The following is a 14,665-nucleotide window of genomic DNA, read 5'->3' as shown; positions in this document are numbered from 1 at the left end:
GCCGGCGGAGTCGGGTGGGCGGCTGGGCAACGCGGGGGTCTGGGGCGGAACCCCGGGTAGCCGGTGTCAGAAGAGGCTCAGCAGTGCCTCTGCCGGGTCGGTCAGGCCTGCCTCCGCGCCGGGGAGCGGCAACTCGAACCACACCGTCTTGCCGCGAGGCGTCCGGCGCGAGCCCCAGGCCGCGCTGAGCAACCCCACCAGCTGCAGCCCCCGGCCCCCCTCGTCGGTGTCCCGGGCCCGCCGGCGCCGGGGCTGCACCAGCCCGGAGTCCCACACCTCACAGACCAGCGTGCGGTCCAGCAGCAGCCGTAGCCGTATCTCCCCCTCGCCGTACCGCAGCGCGTTGGTGACCAGCTCGCTGACGAGCAGTTCCGTGGTGTCGACCAGCGGCTCCAGATCCCAGCTCAGCAACTGCCCCCGGGCATACTCCCGCGCCCGCCCCACGCTCCGCGGTTCACGCGGCAGCGTCCAGTCGCCGACGGACTCGGCGGACAGCCCCTGCACCCGGGCCATCAGCAGCGCGATGTCGTCCTCGCCATGGTGGGTGTCCAGGGTGTTGAGGACGTGGTCGCAGACGTCCTCCAGCGGTCGGGAGGGGTCGGTGAGCGCGCCCACGAACGCCTGGAGCCCCTCGTCCAGCGGATGGTCCCGGGACTCGACCAGGCCGTCCGTGTAGAGCGCCAGCAGCGCGCCCTCCGGCAGTTCGACCTCCACCTCCTCGAACGGCTCGCCGCCCACCCCGAGCGGCATGCCGGGCGGCACGTCCAGCATCAGGGCCGGCTCACCGGGCTCGACCAGTACCGGCGGCAGATGGCCGGCGTTGGCGAACGTACAGCGTCTGGTGACGGAGTCGTACACGGCGTAGACGCAGGTCGCGAGGTAGACCTCGCAGAGGTCGGCGTCCCTCGGCTGGCGGGCCGTGCGGGTCGCCTGCTGCACGCCCCCCGGGGTCCCGAGCCCCCGCGCGATCTCGTCCAGCGCCGAGAGCACCTCGGCCGGTTCGAGATCCAGCAGGGCCAACGTCCTTACGGCAGTGCGGAGTTCGCCCATCGCGACCGCCGCCCGCAGGCCCCGCCCCATCACATCGCCCACGACCAACGCCGTACGGTGGCCGGGCAGTTCGATCACGTCGAACCAGTCGCCGCCCACCTCGGTCGCCGCGTTGCCGGGCAGATAGCGGCAGGCGATGTCCAGCCCGGAGGCCTCGGGGTCGCCCGGCGGCAGCAGCGAGCGCTGCAGTATCAGCGCCCGTTCGTGCTCGCGGCGGTACAGGCGCGCGTTGTCGATGCACACCGCCGCGCGCGCCGCCAACTCCACCGCCAGATCCCGGTCGCGGTCGCCGAAGGGCTCGCTGCCCTTGGCGCGGGCGAACTGGGCGAGGCCGACGACCGTGTCGTGGGCGACCATCGGCACGGCGAGCGTGGACTGCACGAGCCCGCCCTCCTCGGGGGGCACATGCTGCGGCCGGGCGGTGCGCAGGGCGTCCGCGCAGGGCGAGTTGAAGGGGAAGTGGTGGACCGCGCCGACCTCGACGGGCTCGCCGGAGCCGGCGAAGGGCGCGCCGGAGACGGCGCTCGCGAAGGCGACGCGGCGCAGTTCGGCACTGCCGTCGGCGAGCCCGGGCGGGGTCTCGTCGCCGGCGAGCAGGCCCTGGTAGAGGTCGACGGTGGCGAGGTCGCAGAAACCGGGGACGACGACGTCGAGGAGTTCCCGGGCCGTGGTCTCCAGGTCGAGGGAGTTCCCTATGCGGGCGCCGGCCTGGTTGAGCAGGGCGAGGTTGCGCCGGGCGGCGGCGGCCTCGCGGGCGGCGGCCCGGCGGGCGGTGATGTCGGTGCCGAGCCAGGCGATGCCGATGGGCCGGCCGCTGCCGCTGTGCACGCGGTAGAGGTTGACGGACCAGTGCCGGCGTTCCTCGGAGCCGGGGACATGGCCGGTGACATGCATGTCGGTGATGGACTGGCCGGTCTCCAGCACCCGCCGCAGGGTGGCCGATACCCGCTCGGCCTCACCGCGCGGCAGATAGTCATGGACTCCCTTGCCCCGGTGGTCGTCCGGGGTTCCGCCGAAGATGGAGGCGAACCGCTCGTTGGCCCGACGGACCCTCAGATCGGTGTCGATCAGCAGGAATCCGAAGGGGGATTGACCAAAAATGGCCTGCGAGGCGGCCAGATCGGTCTCGATGCTGCGCAGGGTGCGGACGTCCACGACGATGCACACGGCGGCCTTGTCGCCCTCGGCGGTCCGGGTGGGCATGACGTAGACCTCGGCCAGGCCCTCCTCGCCGCGCCCGCCGTCCGCCGTGTCCGGCATCCGGAAGGGCACGACCCCGGTCCACTCCCGTCCGTCGAGGATTTCGGACATCTTGCGCTGGCCGCGCTCGCGCAGGTCGGGATCGATGAAGGCCTCTATCGGGTCCATGCCGACGGCGCGTGCGGCGGGGATGCCGAAGAGCTGCTCGGCGCGCAGGCTCCACTGGTCGACCAGCCCGCCGGGACTGATGGAGAAGGACGCGACCCTGATGTAGTCGTAGATGGAACCGGGCGGACTGCTCTGCCACATGGCGTCGCCGGCTGCGGCGGCTTCCGCGGCCTGGTTCATCGCGCCGTCCGACGGGTCCTCGGACTCCGTGGCCTTCGCTGGTATCTCGCTCACGCGAACCGTCCCCTCCAGCTCACCGCGTCCGGCACCGGTCACCGACAGCGGCTGCCCGCAGTATCCAGCACTACGGCGTCGCACGACACGGTGTTCACGATCACAGCTCGGTCCAGATGCATTTCGGACCGGTCCGTGACAACACTTCCACTCTTCTAACCAGGGAACACGCCCTCGAATCACGCGCCCAGGAGCCGGCCGCGCGTCCTCGGCGCACGATGGAGGCTCCTTCGCCCGCCGCACACCCCCGCGCTCCCTGGATGCTTCCGGCTCACCCCGGCACCGTCAGTTCGAACCAGACGGTCTTTCCGCTCGCGCCGGGCCGGGTACCCCAGCGGCGCGAGGACCCGGCGACCAGTTGCAGCCCGCGCCCGCTCTCGTCCTCGTCGCGGGCGACGCGCTCGCGCGGCAGGTCGGGCAGCGGGTCGGACACCTCCACCAACAGCGCGTCGTCCAGCCCGACAGGGCGCACGAGCCGTACCCCGATGGGGCCGGTGGCATGCCGCAGCGAGTTGGTGACCAGCTCGCTGACCAGCAACGCGGCGAGATCGGCGAGGCAGTCGAGGTGCCAGCCGTGCAACTGGCGGCGTACCGCGGCGCGTGCGGTGCGCACGGCGCCCGGTTCCGCGGGAAAGGTCCACTCGGCGCAGTCGCCATCCGTTTCGATCACGCCGATCACTTCCCAGGCCAGCGAACCCCCACCCATGTCCGGTTTCGTGGGGTTAATGGGCACATACCCGATATCCAGGGGGCAGTACCGTGCGGGAGGGCGCACAGTGGCACGAACGGCGTAGGAAGCGATCAGCGCGGGCCGGTGGTGAGCCGGGGCGAGACTTCACGCACCGCCGGGACGTCCTGGTCGAGCCAGTCCACCTCCCAGATCCGGTCCGGGGTCAGCCAGCGCAGTTCGTCATGGTCCTGAAGGGGCCTCGGCGCGGGCGATGCGGGGCGCAGGCGCGCGGTCCACACCTGCAGGACGTACGGCGCCCGCAGCGGCCACTCCCCCGGCACGCGCTCGACCGCTTCGGCGTCGACGCCGAGTTCCTCGCGCAGTTCACGCACCAGGGCGTGCTCGGGCCGCTCGCCCGGCTCGACCTTGCCGCCGGGCAGCTCCCAGCGTCCGGCAAGGTCGGCGGGCGCGCTGCGGCGGGCGGCGAGCAGCCGGCCGCCGTCGAGTAGGGCGGCTCCCACCACCACGATCCGGTCCGTCATGGGTGTGCCGGGTGTCTTGGGCGTCATGAGGCGGAGCCTACGGGAGGGCGCGCGAGGTCAGTTGGGGCGCCACCTCCGTGTCAGTTGCGGTCGCCGTCCCCGTTCTGACTGATGCGCTCGACCGAATAGATCTGTTTGTGCCCCCGGTCGTCGAGACTGTCGGCGATCTTCTGGGCCTCGGCGCGGGTCGCGTACCGGCCGACGCGATAGCGATTGCCGTTGTCGTCCTGCCGTATCACGATCCAGGGCAGGGAGACCGTCCCCTCACTCATGGTCCCCACCGCCCGCGCCACTCCTTCTCGCACCGCCCCACCTGCTTCCGCTTCCTGTCCCGGGCCCCCGCCGTGCCCCGCCCAAGGAAACCGCAATACGCATATGCCCGAGCGTACGCCCTACCTTCACGCAGCGAACACGCCTTTTCACAAAGAGGTATGCAACCAGCCAGTACGCGGGGGGCGCACGAAAGCGAACGCGCCGTCGTGAGCGCCCCTGTCCCGAGTCGGGGGCATATCCGTGTGACCCCTGGTCACCTGGCAAAACGGCCGAATTGCGGCGCCGGGCCGCCCCGCCCGAAGGTCACACACCCGGCCTTCCAGCGACGAAGGCCGCCAGGGGTGTGCGCTACCTCACCCAGGGGGCGCACACCGGGCCGGGCGCGGCGGAGCAAATCGGCCGATCACCGCGCCCCTGCGACCGCATCGACCGTCCCGCGCCCCCAAACCCCCTCACCGGACAGGCAAGTGATAGGCCGCCCGATACCGGTCCGCCGGGATCACCACGTCGGCCGTCTCCACCGCCCGGCCGGAGGCGTAGTACGTGCGGTGGATGACCAGGACCACATGACCGGGGACTCCGCCGAGCACATGGAGTTCCTCGGCGAGGCCGGGGCGGGCGCCGACCTCCTCGGTGACGTTGTCCACGATGACGTCGATGGCGCGCATGCGCTCGACCACGCCCATGCCGCCGAGCGGCCCCTCCTCGGGCAGCATCACCGGGGTGCGGCCGGTGACGGCGAGCGGCTCCCAGGAGGTGGAGAGCATCATCGGCTCACCGGCCTCCCGGAACAGGTACTTGGTGCGCATGACCCGGTCGCCGGCCTGGAGGCCCAGCCGCTCGGCGATCGCGACCCCGGCCTCGGTCTGTTCGCTGCTGGACTCCCAGGTGCCGCGCACCGAGGCGTCGGCCTGCTCCTGCCGGAAGGGCGTGGCGCCGCCGGACGGGCGGTATCCGGAGCGGGCCACGCGGCGCGGCACCGGGCGCTCGCGGACATACGTCCCGGAGCCGGAGCGGCCCTCGACCAGACCCTCGGCCATCAGCACCTTGCGGGCCTCCAGCGCGACGGTGTCCGAGACGCCGTACTCCTCACGGATGCGGGCCTGGGAGGGCAGGCGGGTGTGGGGCGGCAGTGAACCGTCGACGATCTTCTTGCGGAGATCACCCGCGACACGCAGGTACGCCGGCTGCTCACCGAAAGTCACTGGCCGCTCCCATCAGGTTGTACAGACAGCAACAGCGTGGCAACGGTGGGTTGCGCCATGCAAGCGAAGGCCAGAGAATCACCCGATGTGATGACAGGGGATGTCGGAGGGCTTTACCCAGGCACTTTCTCCCTATAAATGCGCTCCCACGGCTGCGCTCACACCTGGATGCCGGTGTCGGCTCGGTCGTCTTCCGGGCAGGTACCGTGCTCCTGGGGCGGTCGACGGCAGCGCGGGACCGGTGAACGGCCGGTGGCCGGGCCGACGTACGACTGGGCGCAAGGCCAGTGGGGCACGAACGGGGGCGGAATGAGGGTGGACACCCAGACCCGGAGCCGGGTGGGCGGCGAGCTCGTCCGGGCGGTGAACGGGCTCACCACGCGGTGGGCGGCGACGGCGCAGGACGGCACGGTCGTGTCGGCGGCCGGGGTCTGGCCGCTGCTGGCCTTCCTGGCCGACGGCGCGACGGGCCCGGCGCGGGCCGAGCTGAGCGAGGCCCTCGGCCTGCCGGCGGATCAGGCGGCCGGTGCCGCACGGGAGTTGCTGGCGGCACTGCGGTCGGTGTCCGGGCTGGACGCGGCGCTCGGTCTGTGGACACATCAGGCGCTCACCCTGCGGGAGGAGTGGCGGGCCGGGCTGCCGGCCGGGACGTACGGGGTGTTCGGGGACGACCTCGTCACCGCACAGGAGCGGCTGGACGCCTGGGCGGCCGAGCGGACCGGCGGGCTGGTGGAGCGCATGCCGGTGACGCTGACCCGGGAAGCGCGGATGGTGCTGGCCAGTGCCCTGTCCCTGCGCACGACCTGGCGGCAGCCGTTCACCGAGCTGCCGTTGCGGCCCGCCTCCGGTCCCTGGCAGGGGCGCACGCTGCGCGGGCTGTACCGCCGCAGCGTCCGTCCGGACCGGGTGGGGGTGACGGGCACCCCGGACGGCTTCGTCACGGCGCTGACGGTGCCCGGTGACAACGGCGTCGATGTCCATCTGGTGCTCGGCGAGGAGCACATGACCTCCGGTCAGGTACTGGCGGCCGGGGTCGGGATCGTGGCGCGGGCGCTGCCGCTGACCACGGGCGGCTCGCTGCCGCACGGGCATGTGGGGCCGGGTCTGCACGTGGAGCAGCAGCCGGCCGTCGAGCCGGAGCCGCTGACGCTGGATGTGCGGACGGTGGCCTACGAGGTGCGCGCCGATCACGATCTGCTCGCCCTGGCCGGGCTGTTCGGCCTGACGGCGGCCGGCGATGCCCGCCACGCCCATTTCCCCGGCATCAGCGACTACCCGCTGGCCATCGGCGAGGCCCGCCAGTCGGCGCTGGCGCAGTTCGGCGCACTGGGGTTCCGGGCGGCAGCCGTGACGGCGGTGATGGCGGCGCCGGGCAGCGCCCCGCCGCAGTACCGCTACGAGACCACGGTCGTCCGGGCCGTCTTCGACCGCCCCTTCGGCTTCCTCGCCGTCGACCGCGAGTCCCGGCTGGTGCTGGTGGCAGGCTGGGTGACGGATCCGGCGCCGGAGCCCGTCATGAGCTTCCCGGGCGCTGTTCCTCCAGGACTCTGACACAGCGGGCGAGCAGCCCGGTCAGGGCCTCGCGCTCGGCGTCGGTGAACTCCGCGGCGAGGGCGCGCTCGACGCGTACGGCGGCCGTGTCGGCCTCGGCCATGACGGCCCGACCTGCGTCCGTGAGGCGGGTCTCCAGGACGTTCCTGTGCCACTCGTGCGGGCTGCGGGTGATCAGATCGCGGTCCTGGAGGTTCTTCAGGACCGTGTTCATGGTCGGCGGGGTGACCCCGCACAGCCGGGCCAGGGCCGCGGCGGAGATGCCGGGGTTGTCTGAGAGGTGGAGCAGCGCGGCGTACTGGGCGACGGTCAGGCCCGCGGGCTTGAGGACCGCGGCCTTCGTGGTGTTGAGGGCCTGCTCGGCCCGCTTGAGGTGGGAGCCGAGGCGCTCGGACGCGGGCATGGAGGTCACCCGGCCCAGATTAATGCGTGAGCGAGGATTCACACCCTGGCGGTGATTAATGCACTGGCGAGGATTAGAACTCTAATGTAGCTTCGTGCTCGTCCTGGAGAGAGCAGCCGAACCGAGAGGCACTGCCGTGTCCCGTTCGATCCACCGCCGTACCTTCCTGACCGGTGCCGCAGCCACCGCAGTCGCCCTCGCCGCACCCCGGGCGACCGCGGCCACCGGCCATCCCCGCATCTCGACCGCCTTCACCCTCCCTGACGACCGGGCCTACCCCGAGGGCATCGCCCTCGACCCGCGCACGGGCGACGCGTACGTCGGCTCCTTCACGACCGGCGCGATCTACCGGGCCGCCGCCGGCAGCCGCGCCGCCGACGTCTTCCTGCCGGCCGGCGCGGACGGCCGTACGACGGCCAACGGCCTGAAGGCCGACCGGGCGGGCCGCCTGTGGGTCATCGACCACAGCACCGGAATCGACGTCTACGACCTGCGCGACCGCTCCCTGCTGGCCGGCTTCGAGGTACCGGAGGGTGATCAGCGCTTCATCAACGACCTCGTCGTCACCCCGGACGGCACGGCGTACGCCACCGACAGCGTGCGTCCGGTGATCTACCGGGTCACCCCCGCCGAGGTGGCACGTGGCGGCCGCGCGCCGCTGGTCGCGCACTTCGACCTGAGCGGGGCCGTGCCCCCGCACTCGCCGGACGCCTACACCCTCAACGGCATCGTCGCCGACCCCACCGGACGCCTGCTGTTCGTGGTCGACATGACCGGCGGTGGCCTGTACCGGGTTGACGTGACCGACGGGTCGGTGCGTCAAGTCACCCTGCATGGCGGCGACTTGGTGAACGGCGACGGCCTGGAGCTGTTCCACCGCACCCTGTGGGCGGCCCACAACAGGACGAACACCCTGACCCGCTGGCGCCTCTCCCCCGACGGCACCGAGGCCCACCTGACCCGCACCCTGACCACCCCCGCCCTCCAGATCCCCACCACCCTGGCCCGCACCCCCGGCGCCCTCCTCGTCGTCCGCTCCCAGTTCGACAAGGGCGGCCCGATGGGACCGGGAACACCGACCACGCCGTTCACGGTGGCACGGGTCACGGGGATGTGAGCGGCGAGAATCACACGTTGAAGCGGAACGTCCACCACAACGCTCCCACCTGCGGAAACGGGCTTCTGAGAGATCCAAGTCAGCACAGAATCAGCACCGGCGACAGGTCTGGGACTCCGGGACGAGAGGAAGGGCAGTCCCCCGGTGACGATCTCGTGGCCCGCGCCTCGTCGGATCGCTACGGTTGAGCCATGACCGCACTGCCCGACTGGATGCGCCCGCCGCGTGAGGAAGGCTGGTTCGCGGAGGACCTGGACCGCCTTCCCGAGGCACCCCGCCACACCGAGCTGATCGACGGAGCGCTTGTCTTCATGATGTCGCCGCAGAGGTGGTGGCACGGCCACCTCGTCACCATGCTCACCGTCGCTCTCATGGAGCAGGCGCCCGGCGATGTCAGGGTCGGTCGCGAGATGACCATAAAACTCGACGAGCGAAACCGGCCCGAGCCGGATCTGCTGTTGACGACGGCCGACTACGACGGAGACCGCACCTGGTTCGCGCCGGACGAGGTGCGACTCGTCATCGAGGTCGTCTCACCCGAGTCCGCGCACCGGGACCGCACGGTCAAACTGCGCAAGTACGCGGAGGCCGGCATCCCCCACTACTGGTGCATCGAGGACGAAGACGGCGCCCCTGTCGTCCACGTCTACGAACTCGACGAACCGACTGGCGTCTACGCGCCCGCCGGCATCTTCCGAGGGACTCTGAAGCGCCCTGTGCCTTTCGAGATCAGCCTGGATCTCGAAAGGCTCACGCCACCGACGAGCAACTAGGAGTCAGCACCAAGTCAGCCCCTTCTGATCTGCACGCTTGACGAACCGCCTAGCGCACGGTAACGAGGTGGTTACACATTGAACCGGAACTCCACCACGTCGCCGTCCTGCATGACGTATTCCTTGCCCTCCATGCGGGCCTTGCCCTTGGCGCGGGCCTCGGCGACCGAGCCGGTCTCGACCAGGTCGTGGAAGGAGATGACCTCGGCCTTGATGAAGCCCTTCTGGAAGTCGGTGTGGATCACACCGGCCGCCTCGGGGGCCGTGGCGCCCTTCTTGATGGTCCAGGCGCGGGACTCCTTGGGGCCGGCCGTGAGGTAGGTCTGCAGGCCGAGGGTGGCGAAGCCGACGCGGGCCAGGGTGGCCAGGCCGGGCTCGTGCTGGCCGACGGACTCCAGCAGCTCCAGCGCCTCCTCCTCGTCCAGCTCGGCGAGGTCCGCCTCCAGCTTGGCGTTGAGGAAGATCGCCTCGGCGGGGGCGACCAAGGCCCGCTGCTCGTTCTTGAAGTCCTCGTCGATCAGTTCGTCCTCGTCGACGTTGAAGACGTAGAGGAACGGCTTGGTGGTGAGCAGGTGCAGGTCGTGGAGGAGTTCGTTGCGCTCGCTGCCCTGGACGATGCCGTGCGCGAAGAGCGTGTCGCCCTTCTCCAGGATCTCCTTCGCCTCCTCGACCGCCTTGACCTTCGGGGCCACGTCCTTCTTGATGCGGGACTCCTTCTGGAGGCGCGGAAGGACCTTCTCGATGGTCTGGAGGTCGGCGAGGATCAGCTCGGTGTTGATCGTCTCGATGTCGTCCTTCGGCGAGACCTTGCCGTCGACGTGCACGACGTTCTCGTCCTTGAAGGCGCGGATGACCTGGCAGATCGCGTCGGACTCACGGATGTTCGCGAGGAACTTGTTGCCCAGGCCCTCGCCCTCGGAGGCGCCGCGCACGATACCGGCGATGTCCACGAAGTCGACCGTGGCCGGAAGGATGCGCTCCGAGCCGAAGATCGACGCCAGCTTGGCCAGCCGGCCGTCGGGGACGCCGACCACGCCGACGTTCGGCTCGATCGTGGCGAACGGGTAGTTGGCCGCCAGCACGTCGTTCTTGGTCAGGGCGTTGAACAGGGTCGACTTGCCGACATTCGGCAGGCCGACGATTCCGATCGTGAGCGACACGTTGCGACTTCCCGTAGATGAGTGGGCCAGAGGCTGCCAGGGGCCAGAGACCGACACTGGCCGATCCACCAGTCTACGGCGTCCGCGCCGGGCGGCTCGAGGGAGCTTCGAACCTCTGGCCAAGCTCTTTCCACCGGCGTGTCTGATGGGCTATTCGGCACATAAACAGACCTAAGTTGGTCGAGTGCAGCAACGCAGAACGCGACCTCCCAACGACGGACCGCGACGCGGCACGCCGCAGCAGCCCGCGCACCTGCCCCCGCAGGCGCGGCGCGGGGCCGGCAGCGAGCGCAGCCCGGGCCGGGGCCCAGGCCCGGGGCAGGGGACGCGGCTGCCGGGGCCCCGGCTCACCGGGCTCGGCGGCGGGCTGTTCTGCGTCCTCGTGATGTTCCTGCTCGGGTGCCTGGACGCGCTGCTGTTCGGTGGGTCCTTGAGGGTCTACGGCGTGCTGTTCCTGCCGGTGTGCGTCCTGACCTCGCTGTGGGTGCGGGCCGGGGACGTGCTGACCGCGCCGGTGGTCGTGCCGATCGCGTTCGCCGTGGGGATACTCCCGGTCGCCGATGGCGGCGGGGGGCTGCTCGGCAGCCTGATGGGCGTGTTCACCGGGCTCGCCACACAGGCCGGCTGGCTGTACGGCGGAACGCTGGTCGCCGGGGTGATCGTGCTCGTACGCCGGGTGCGGTGGGTACGACAGCGTCGGCGGCGTGGCTGAGCCGAGGCGCGTGACCTGCTGACCCGGCTGGGCGTGTGACCTGATGCCCTCGGCTGCGGCCGGGCGGGCGGGGTGCCTCTTGCCCGCGCCGGCGGGGTGCCCTGGTGCGACCGCCGCCACCCGGTGGCCGCCGCTCCAACCGCCCTGCCGCCCACCCCCTACGCGTTCTCCTGCGCCGCTCTCATCGCCGCCCCCACGATCCCCGCGTTGTTCTGCAGTTGCGCGGGGACGATCTCGGCCCTGATGCCCTCGATGAGGTGCAGGAACCTGTCGGCCTTGCGGCTGATCCCGCCGCCGATGATGAACAGCTCCGGCGAGAACAGCATCTCCACATGCGCCAGGTACTTCTGGACGCGGCGCGACCAGCGCTCCCAGGTCAGCTCGTGGTCCTCCTTGGCCTTGCTGGAGGCGCGCCGCTCGGCCTCGTGGCCGTCGAGCTCCAGGTGGCCCAGCTCCGTGTTCGGGACGAGGATGCCGTCCACGAAGACGGCGCTGCCGATGCCGGTGCCGAAGGTCAGCAGAATGACCGTGCCCCTGCGGTCGCGGCCGGCGCCGAACTGCATCTCGGCGACGCCCGCCGCGTCCGCGTCGTTGACCACCGTCACCGGCGGGCCGCCCAGCTTGCCGCTGAACAACGCGCGCGCGTCGGTGTCGATCCAGCTGCTGTCCACGTTCGCCGCCGTGCGCACCGTGGCGCCGCCGGTGACCACTCCGGGGAAGGTCAGGCCGACCGGGCCGGTCCAGCCGAAGTGGTCGATGACCTGCTTGACCCCGTCGGCCACGCCGTCCGGCGTCGCCGGGTGCGGGGTGAGCACCTTGCAGCGCTCCTGGGCGAGGTCGCCCCTGTCGAGGTCCACAGGGGCGCCCTTGATCCCGGATCCGCCGATGTCCACGCCGAAGATCTGCATGGCACCACGTTACGACGGAGGACTGACAGTCACTCCTCGGAAGTGCCGGTGCCGCCCCGCTCGGCGACCAGGGCCGCGGCCTCGTCGCGCAGATCGCGGCGGAGCTCCTTGGGGAGGGAGAACGTGATGGACTCCTCGGCGGCCTTGACGATCTCCACGTCGGCGTAACCGCGCTCGCCGAGCCATTCCAGGACCTGCTCGACCAGCACCTCGGGCACGGAGGCGCCGGAGGTGACGCCGACGGTCGTCACGCCCTCCAGCCAGGCCTCGTCGATCTCGTCGGCGAAGTCCACCAGGTGGGCCTCGCGGGCGCCGGCGAGCTTGGCGACCTCGACCAGCCGCTTGGAGTTGGAGGAGTTGCGCGAGCCGACGACGATGACCAGCTCGGCCTCGGCGCCCATCTGCTTCACGGCGAGCTGGCGGTTCTGCGTGGCGTAGCAGATGTCGTCGCTGGGCGGGGAGACCAGGCCCGGGAACTTCGTCTTCAGGGCGTCGACGGTCTCCATGGTCTCGTCCACGGACAGGGTGGTCTGGGACAGCCAGACGACCTTCGACGGGTCGCGGACCTCGACCTTGTCGACATCCGCGGGGCCGTCGACGAGCTGGATGTGGTCGGGGGCCTCGCCGGAGGTGCCGATGACCTCCTCGTGGCCCTCGTGACCGATCAGGAGGATGTCGTAGTCCTCATTGGCGTAGCGGACGGCTTCCTTGTGGACCTTGGTGACCAGGGGGCAGGTGGCGTCGATGGTGGCGAGGCGGCCCCGTTCGGCCTCCTCGTGCACGACCGGCGCGACGCCGTGCGCCGAGAACATGACGATGTTGCCGGGCGGCACCTCCTCCGTCCGCTCGACGAAGACGGCGCCCTTCTTCTCCAGGGTCTGCACGACGTACTTGTTGTGGACGATCTCGTGCCGGACGTAGATCGGGGCCCCGTACTGTTCCAGGGCCTTCTCGACGGCGATCACGGCGCGGTCCACACCGGCGCAGTAGCCCCGGGGGGCGGCGAGCAGGACACGGCGGCCAGACGAAGCGGTCATGCGTCCCATCGTAAGGGTGCGCTTGGCGGCGCCGGGATCGCGTGCCCGGTGCCGCCCCTCCCTGCGGCCACGGCGCGAATGCGGTGCGGCGGCTGCGACTCCACTGTCGGTACTCCCCGTTACCCTCAACCGCATGGCTGCGAAAACCACCCCCGAAGCCCCACTGCCCGTAGGTGAGGTCTCCCGGCTGATCGGGGGCTGGATCGATCGGCTCGGGGCGGTGTGGGTCGAGGGGCAGATCACGCAGTTGTCGCGGCGGCCCGGCGCCGGGGTCGTGTTCCTGACGCTGCGGGATCCCTCGTACGACATCTCCGTGAGCGTGACCTGCTACCGGCAGGTGTTCGACGCCGTCGCCGATGTCGTCGGGGAGGGCGCCCGGGTCGTCGTACTGGCGAAGCCGGAGTGGTACGCACCGAGGGGGCAGCTGTCCCTGCGCGCCGCCGAGATGAGGCCCGTCGGCGTCGGTGAGCTGCTGGCCCGGCTGGAGCAGCTGAAGAAGGCGCTCGCGGCCGAGGGACTGTTCGCGCCGGAGCGGAAGAAGCCGCTGCCCTTTCTGCCGCAGCTGGTAGGCCTCGTCTGCGGTCGCGCCTCCGCCGCGGAGCGGGACGTGCTGGAGAACGCCCGCCACCGCTGGCCCGCTGTCCGCTTCGAGGTGCGCAACGTCCCGGTGCAGGGCGTGCACGCCGTCCCGCAGGTCGTACAGGCGGTGAAGGAGCTGGACGAGATCGAGGACGTGGACGTCATCATCGTCGCCCGTGGGGGTGGCAGCGTCGAGGATCTGCTGCCCTTCTCCGACGAGCAGCTCGTGCGGGCCGTGGCCGAGTGCCGTACGCCCGTCGTCTCCGCCATCGGGCACGAGCCGGACAACCCGCTGCTGGACCACGTCGCCGACCTGCGCGCCTCCACCCCCACCGACGCGGCCAAGAAGGTCGTGCCGGACGTGGGCGAGGAGTTCGAGCGGGTGCGGATGCTGCGGGACCGGGCCCGGCGCTGCGTGAACGCCTGTCTGGAGCGGGAGGAGCGCGGGCTGGCGCACGCGCTGGCCCGCCCCTCGATGGAGGATCCGCACCGGATGCTCGACGAGCGCGCCGACCACGTGGCCTCTCTCGTCGAGCGCAGCCGGCGGACCCTCGGGCATCTCCTCGACCGCGCGGACTCGGAGCTGACGCACACGCACGCGCGCGTGGTGGCCCTCTCCCCCGCGGCGACACTCAAGCGCGGCTACGCGGTGCTGCAGAAGACGGACGGGCACGTGGTGCGCGGTCCGGACGAGGTGACGGAAGGCGAGGCGCTCCGGGCCCGCGTCGCCGACGGCGAATTCACAGTGAAGGTGGGCGAATGACCGGCAAGGTGGACGAGGCGCTCTCGTACGAGCAGGCGCGGGACGAGCTGATCGAGGTCGTACGGCGCCTGGAGGCGGGCGGTACGACTCTGGAGGAGTCCCTGGCGCTGTGGGAGCGCGGCGAGGAGCTGGCCAAGGTGTGCCGGCGCTGGCTGGAGGGGGCGCGGGCCAGGCTGGACGCGGCGCTGGCCGAGGAGGAAGCGGAAGAGGAGGCGGACGCCGAGTAGGCGTCGGCCCATTGCGCTTGTGAAGCGGGTCACCACACCCTGACCATTGTTGAAGCTTGAACTTCATTGCCGTAGGGTCAGTGTCGTCAGCCG

15 protein-coding genes are annotated in these 14,665 nt (G+C 71.1%); 6 read left to right on the top strand and 9 right to left on the bottom strand.

All coding sequences use genetic code 11. The features are described from left to right. Positions 1-66 precede the first annotated feature (66 nt). The 5 genes from ACZ5NH_RS14240 to ACZ5NH_RS14220 form a co-directional block, all read right to left on the bottom strand. Positions 67-2,652: a SpoIIE family protein phosphatase gene (locus tag ACZ5NH_RS14240; RefSeq protein WP_468775155.1), complete on the bottom strand. Its 2,586-nt coding sequence runs from the start codon at positions 2,650-2,652 to the stop codon at positions 67-69. Between the two features lie 271 nt (positions 2,653-2,923). Next, the gene (locus ACZ5NH_RS14235) at positions 2,924-3,358 is read right to left on the bottom strand and encodes an ATP-binding protein (protein WP_468775153.1); all 435 of its coding nucleotides are present in this window, start codon (positions 3,356-3,358) and stop codon (positions 2,924-2,926) included. 95 nt (positions 3,359-3,453) lie between these two features. After that, positions 3,454-3,864, bottom strand: coding sequence for a (deoxy)nucleoside triphosphate pyrophosphohydrolase (locus tag ACZ5NH_RS14230; protein WP_388621054.1), 411 nt, complete (start codon positions 3,862-3,864; stop codon positions 3,454-3,456). 80 nt (positions 3,865-3,944) lie between these two features. Beyond that, positions 3,945-4,136, bottom strand: a complete 192-nt coding sequence (locus ACZ5NH_RS14225) for an SPOR domain-containing protein (protein ID WP_388620351.1) — start codon at positions 4,134-4,136, stop codon at positions 3,945-3,947. 453 nt (positions 4,137-4,589) lie between these two features. Then, positions 4,590-5,342, bottom strand: coding sequence for a GntR family transcriptional regulator (locus ACZ5NH_RS14220; protein ID WP_388620348.1), 753 nt, complete (start codon positions 5,340-5,342; stop codon positions 4,590-4,592). Positions 5,343-5,651: 309 nt separating this feature from the next. Here ACZ5NH_RS14220 and ACZ5NH_RS14215 point away from each other — a divergent pair, with 309 nt between their 5' ends. Next, positions 5,652-6,893 (top strand): serpin family protein, encoded by a 1,242-nt coding sequence (locus tag ACZ5NH_RS14215; protein WP_388620345.1) that lies wholly within the window; start codon positions 5,652-5,654, stop codon positions 6,891-6,893. On the opposite strand, the gene ACZ5NH_RS14210 is transcribed toward ACZ5NH_RS14215, so the two are convergent. After that, the gene (locus tag ACZ5NH_RS14210; protein WP_468775482.1) at positions 6,856-7,296 is read right to left on the bottom strand and encodes a MarR family winged helix-turn-helix transcriptional regulator; all 441 of its coding nucleotides are present in this window, start codon (positions 7,294-7,296) and stop codon (positions 6,856-6,858) included. The genes ACZ5NH_RS14215 and ACZ5NH_RS14210 overlap by 38 nt on opposite strands. 136 nt (positions 7,297-7,432) lie before the next feature. Between ACZ5NH_RS14210 and ACZ5NH_RS14205 the strand changes: the two genes are divergently transcribed. Both ACZ5NH_RS14205 and ACZ5NH_RS14200 read left to right on the top strand, forming a co-directional pair. Beyond that, entirely contained in the window at positions 7,433-8,413 is a 981-nt protein-coding gene (locus ACZ5NH_RS14205; protein WP_468775150.1) for an SMP-30/gluconolactonase/LRE family protein, read from the top strand. Positions 8,414-8,604: 191 nt separating this feature from the next. After that, entirely contained in the window at positions 8,605-9,186 is a 582-nt protein-coding gene (locus ACZ5NH_RS14200; RefSeq protein ID WP_060949000.1) for a Uma2 family endonuclease, read from the top strand. 71 nt (positions 9,187-9,257) lie between these two features. Here ACZ5NH_RS14200 and ychF read toward each other — a convergent pair whose 3' ends face one another. Further along, positions 9,258-10,346, bottom strand: coding sequence for a redox-regulated ATPase YchF (gene ychF / locus ACZ5NH_RS14195; RefSeq protein WP_468775146.1), 1,089 nt, complete (start codon positions 10,344-10,346; stop codon positions 9,258-9,260). Positions 10,347-10,530: 184 nt separating this feature from the next. Here ychF and ACZ5NH_RS14190 point away from each other — a divergent pair, with 184 nt between their 5' ends. Continuing rightward, complete coding sequence (locus ACZ5NH_RS14190; protein ID WP_468775144.1) at positions 10,531-11,058, top strand: DUF6542 domain-containing protein; 528 nt, start codon at positions 10,531-10,533, stop codon at positions 11,056-11,058. Between the two features lie 158 nt (positions 11,059-11,216). On the opposite strand, the gene ppgK is transcribed toward ACZ5NH_RS14190, so the two are convergent. Beyond that, a complete protein-coding gene (gene ppgK, locus ACZ5NH_RS14185; protein WP_468775142.1) occupies positions 11,217-11,966 on the bottom strand; it encodes a polyphosphate--glucose phosphotransferase in 750 nt (249 codons plus the stop codon). 29 nt (positions 11,967-11,995) lie between these two features. Next, complete coding sequence (locus ACZ5NH_RS14180; RefSeq protein ID WP_468775140.1) at positions 11,996-13,012, bottom strand: 4-hydroxy-3-methylbut-2-enyl diphosphate reductase; 1,017 nt, start codon at positions 13,010-13,012, stop codon at positions 11,996-11,998. A gap of 124 nt (positions 13,013-13,136) precedes the next feature. Between ACZ5NH_RS14180 and xseA the strand changes: the two genes are divergently transcribed. After that, positions 13,137-14,345 carry an exodeoxyribonuclease VII large subunit gene (gene xseA / locus ACZ5NH_RS14175; protein ID WP_388620326.1) on the top strand — a complete coding sequence of 403 codons (1,209 nt, stop codon included), beginning with the start codon at positions 13,137-13,139 and terminating at the stop codon, positions 14,343-14,345. Next, on the top strand, positions 14,342-14,572 hold the full coding sequence (locus ACZ5NH_RS14170; protein WP_055706901.1) for an exodeoxyribonuclease VII small subunit: 231 nt from the start codon (positions 14,342-14,344) through the stop codon (positions 14,570-14,572). Before xseA ends, ACZ5NH_RS14170 begins: the two co-directional genes overlap by 4 nt. Positions 14,573-14,665 lie beyond the last annotated feature (93 nt).

Source organism: Streptomyces sp. NPDC031426, from assembly GCF_055581585.1.
This window is presented reverse-complemented; position numbering and strand designations above follow the sequence as displayed.

Excerpts from the sequence above, each read along its gene's own strand:
- ACZ5NH_RS14235 (WP_468775153.1), bottom strand. The coding sequence starts at position 3,358 with ATGGGTGGGGGTTCGCTGGCCTGGGAAGTGATCGGCGTGATCGAAACG.
- ACZ5NH_RS14210 (WP_468775482.1), bottom strand. The coding sequence starts at position 7,296 with ATGCCCGCGTCCGAGCGCCTCGGCTCCCACCTCAAGCGGGCCGAGCAG.
- ACZ5NH_RS14170 (WP_055706901.1), top strand. The coding sequence starts at position 14,342 with ATGACCGGCAAGGTGGACGAGGCGCTCTCGTACGAGCAGGCGCGGGAC.
- ACZ5NH_RS14180 (WP_468775140.1), bottom strand. The coding sequence starts at position 13,012 with ATGGGACGCATGACCGCTTCGTCTGGCCGCCGTGTCCTGCTCGCCGCC.
- xseA (WP_388620326.1), top strand. The coding sequence starts at position 13,137 with ATGGCTGCGAAAACCACCCCCGAAGCCCCACTGCCCGTAGGTGAGGTC.
- ACZ5NH_RS14215 (WP_388620345.1), top strand. The coding sequence starts at position 5,652 with ATGAGGGTGGACACCCAGACCCGGAGCCGGGTGGGCGGCGAGCTCGTC.
- ppgK (WP_468775142.1), bottom strand. The coding sequence starts at position 11,966 with ATGCAGATCTTCGGCGTGGACATCGGCGGATCCGGGATCAAGGGCGCC.
- ACZ5NH_RS14225 (WP_388620351.1), bottom strand. The coding sequence starts at position 4,136 with ATGAGTGAGGGGACGGTCTCCCTGCCCTGGATCGTGATACGGCAGGAC.
- ACZ5NH_RS14200 (WP_060949000.1), top strand. The coding sequence starts at position 8,605 with ATGACCGCACTGCCCGACTGGATGCGCCCGCCGCGTGAGGAAGGCTGG.
- ACZ5NH_RS14230 (WP_388621054.1), bottom strand. The coding sequence starts at position 3,864 with ATGACGGACCGGATCGTGGTGGTGGGAGCCGCCCTACTCGACGGCGGC.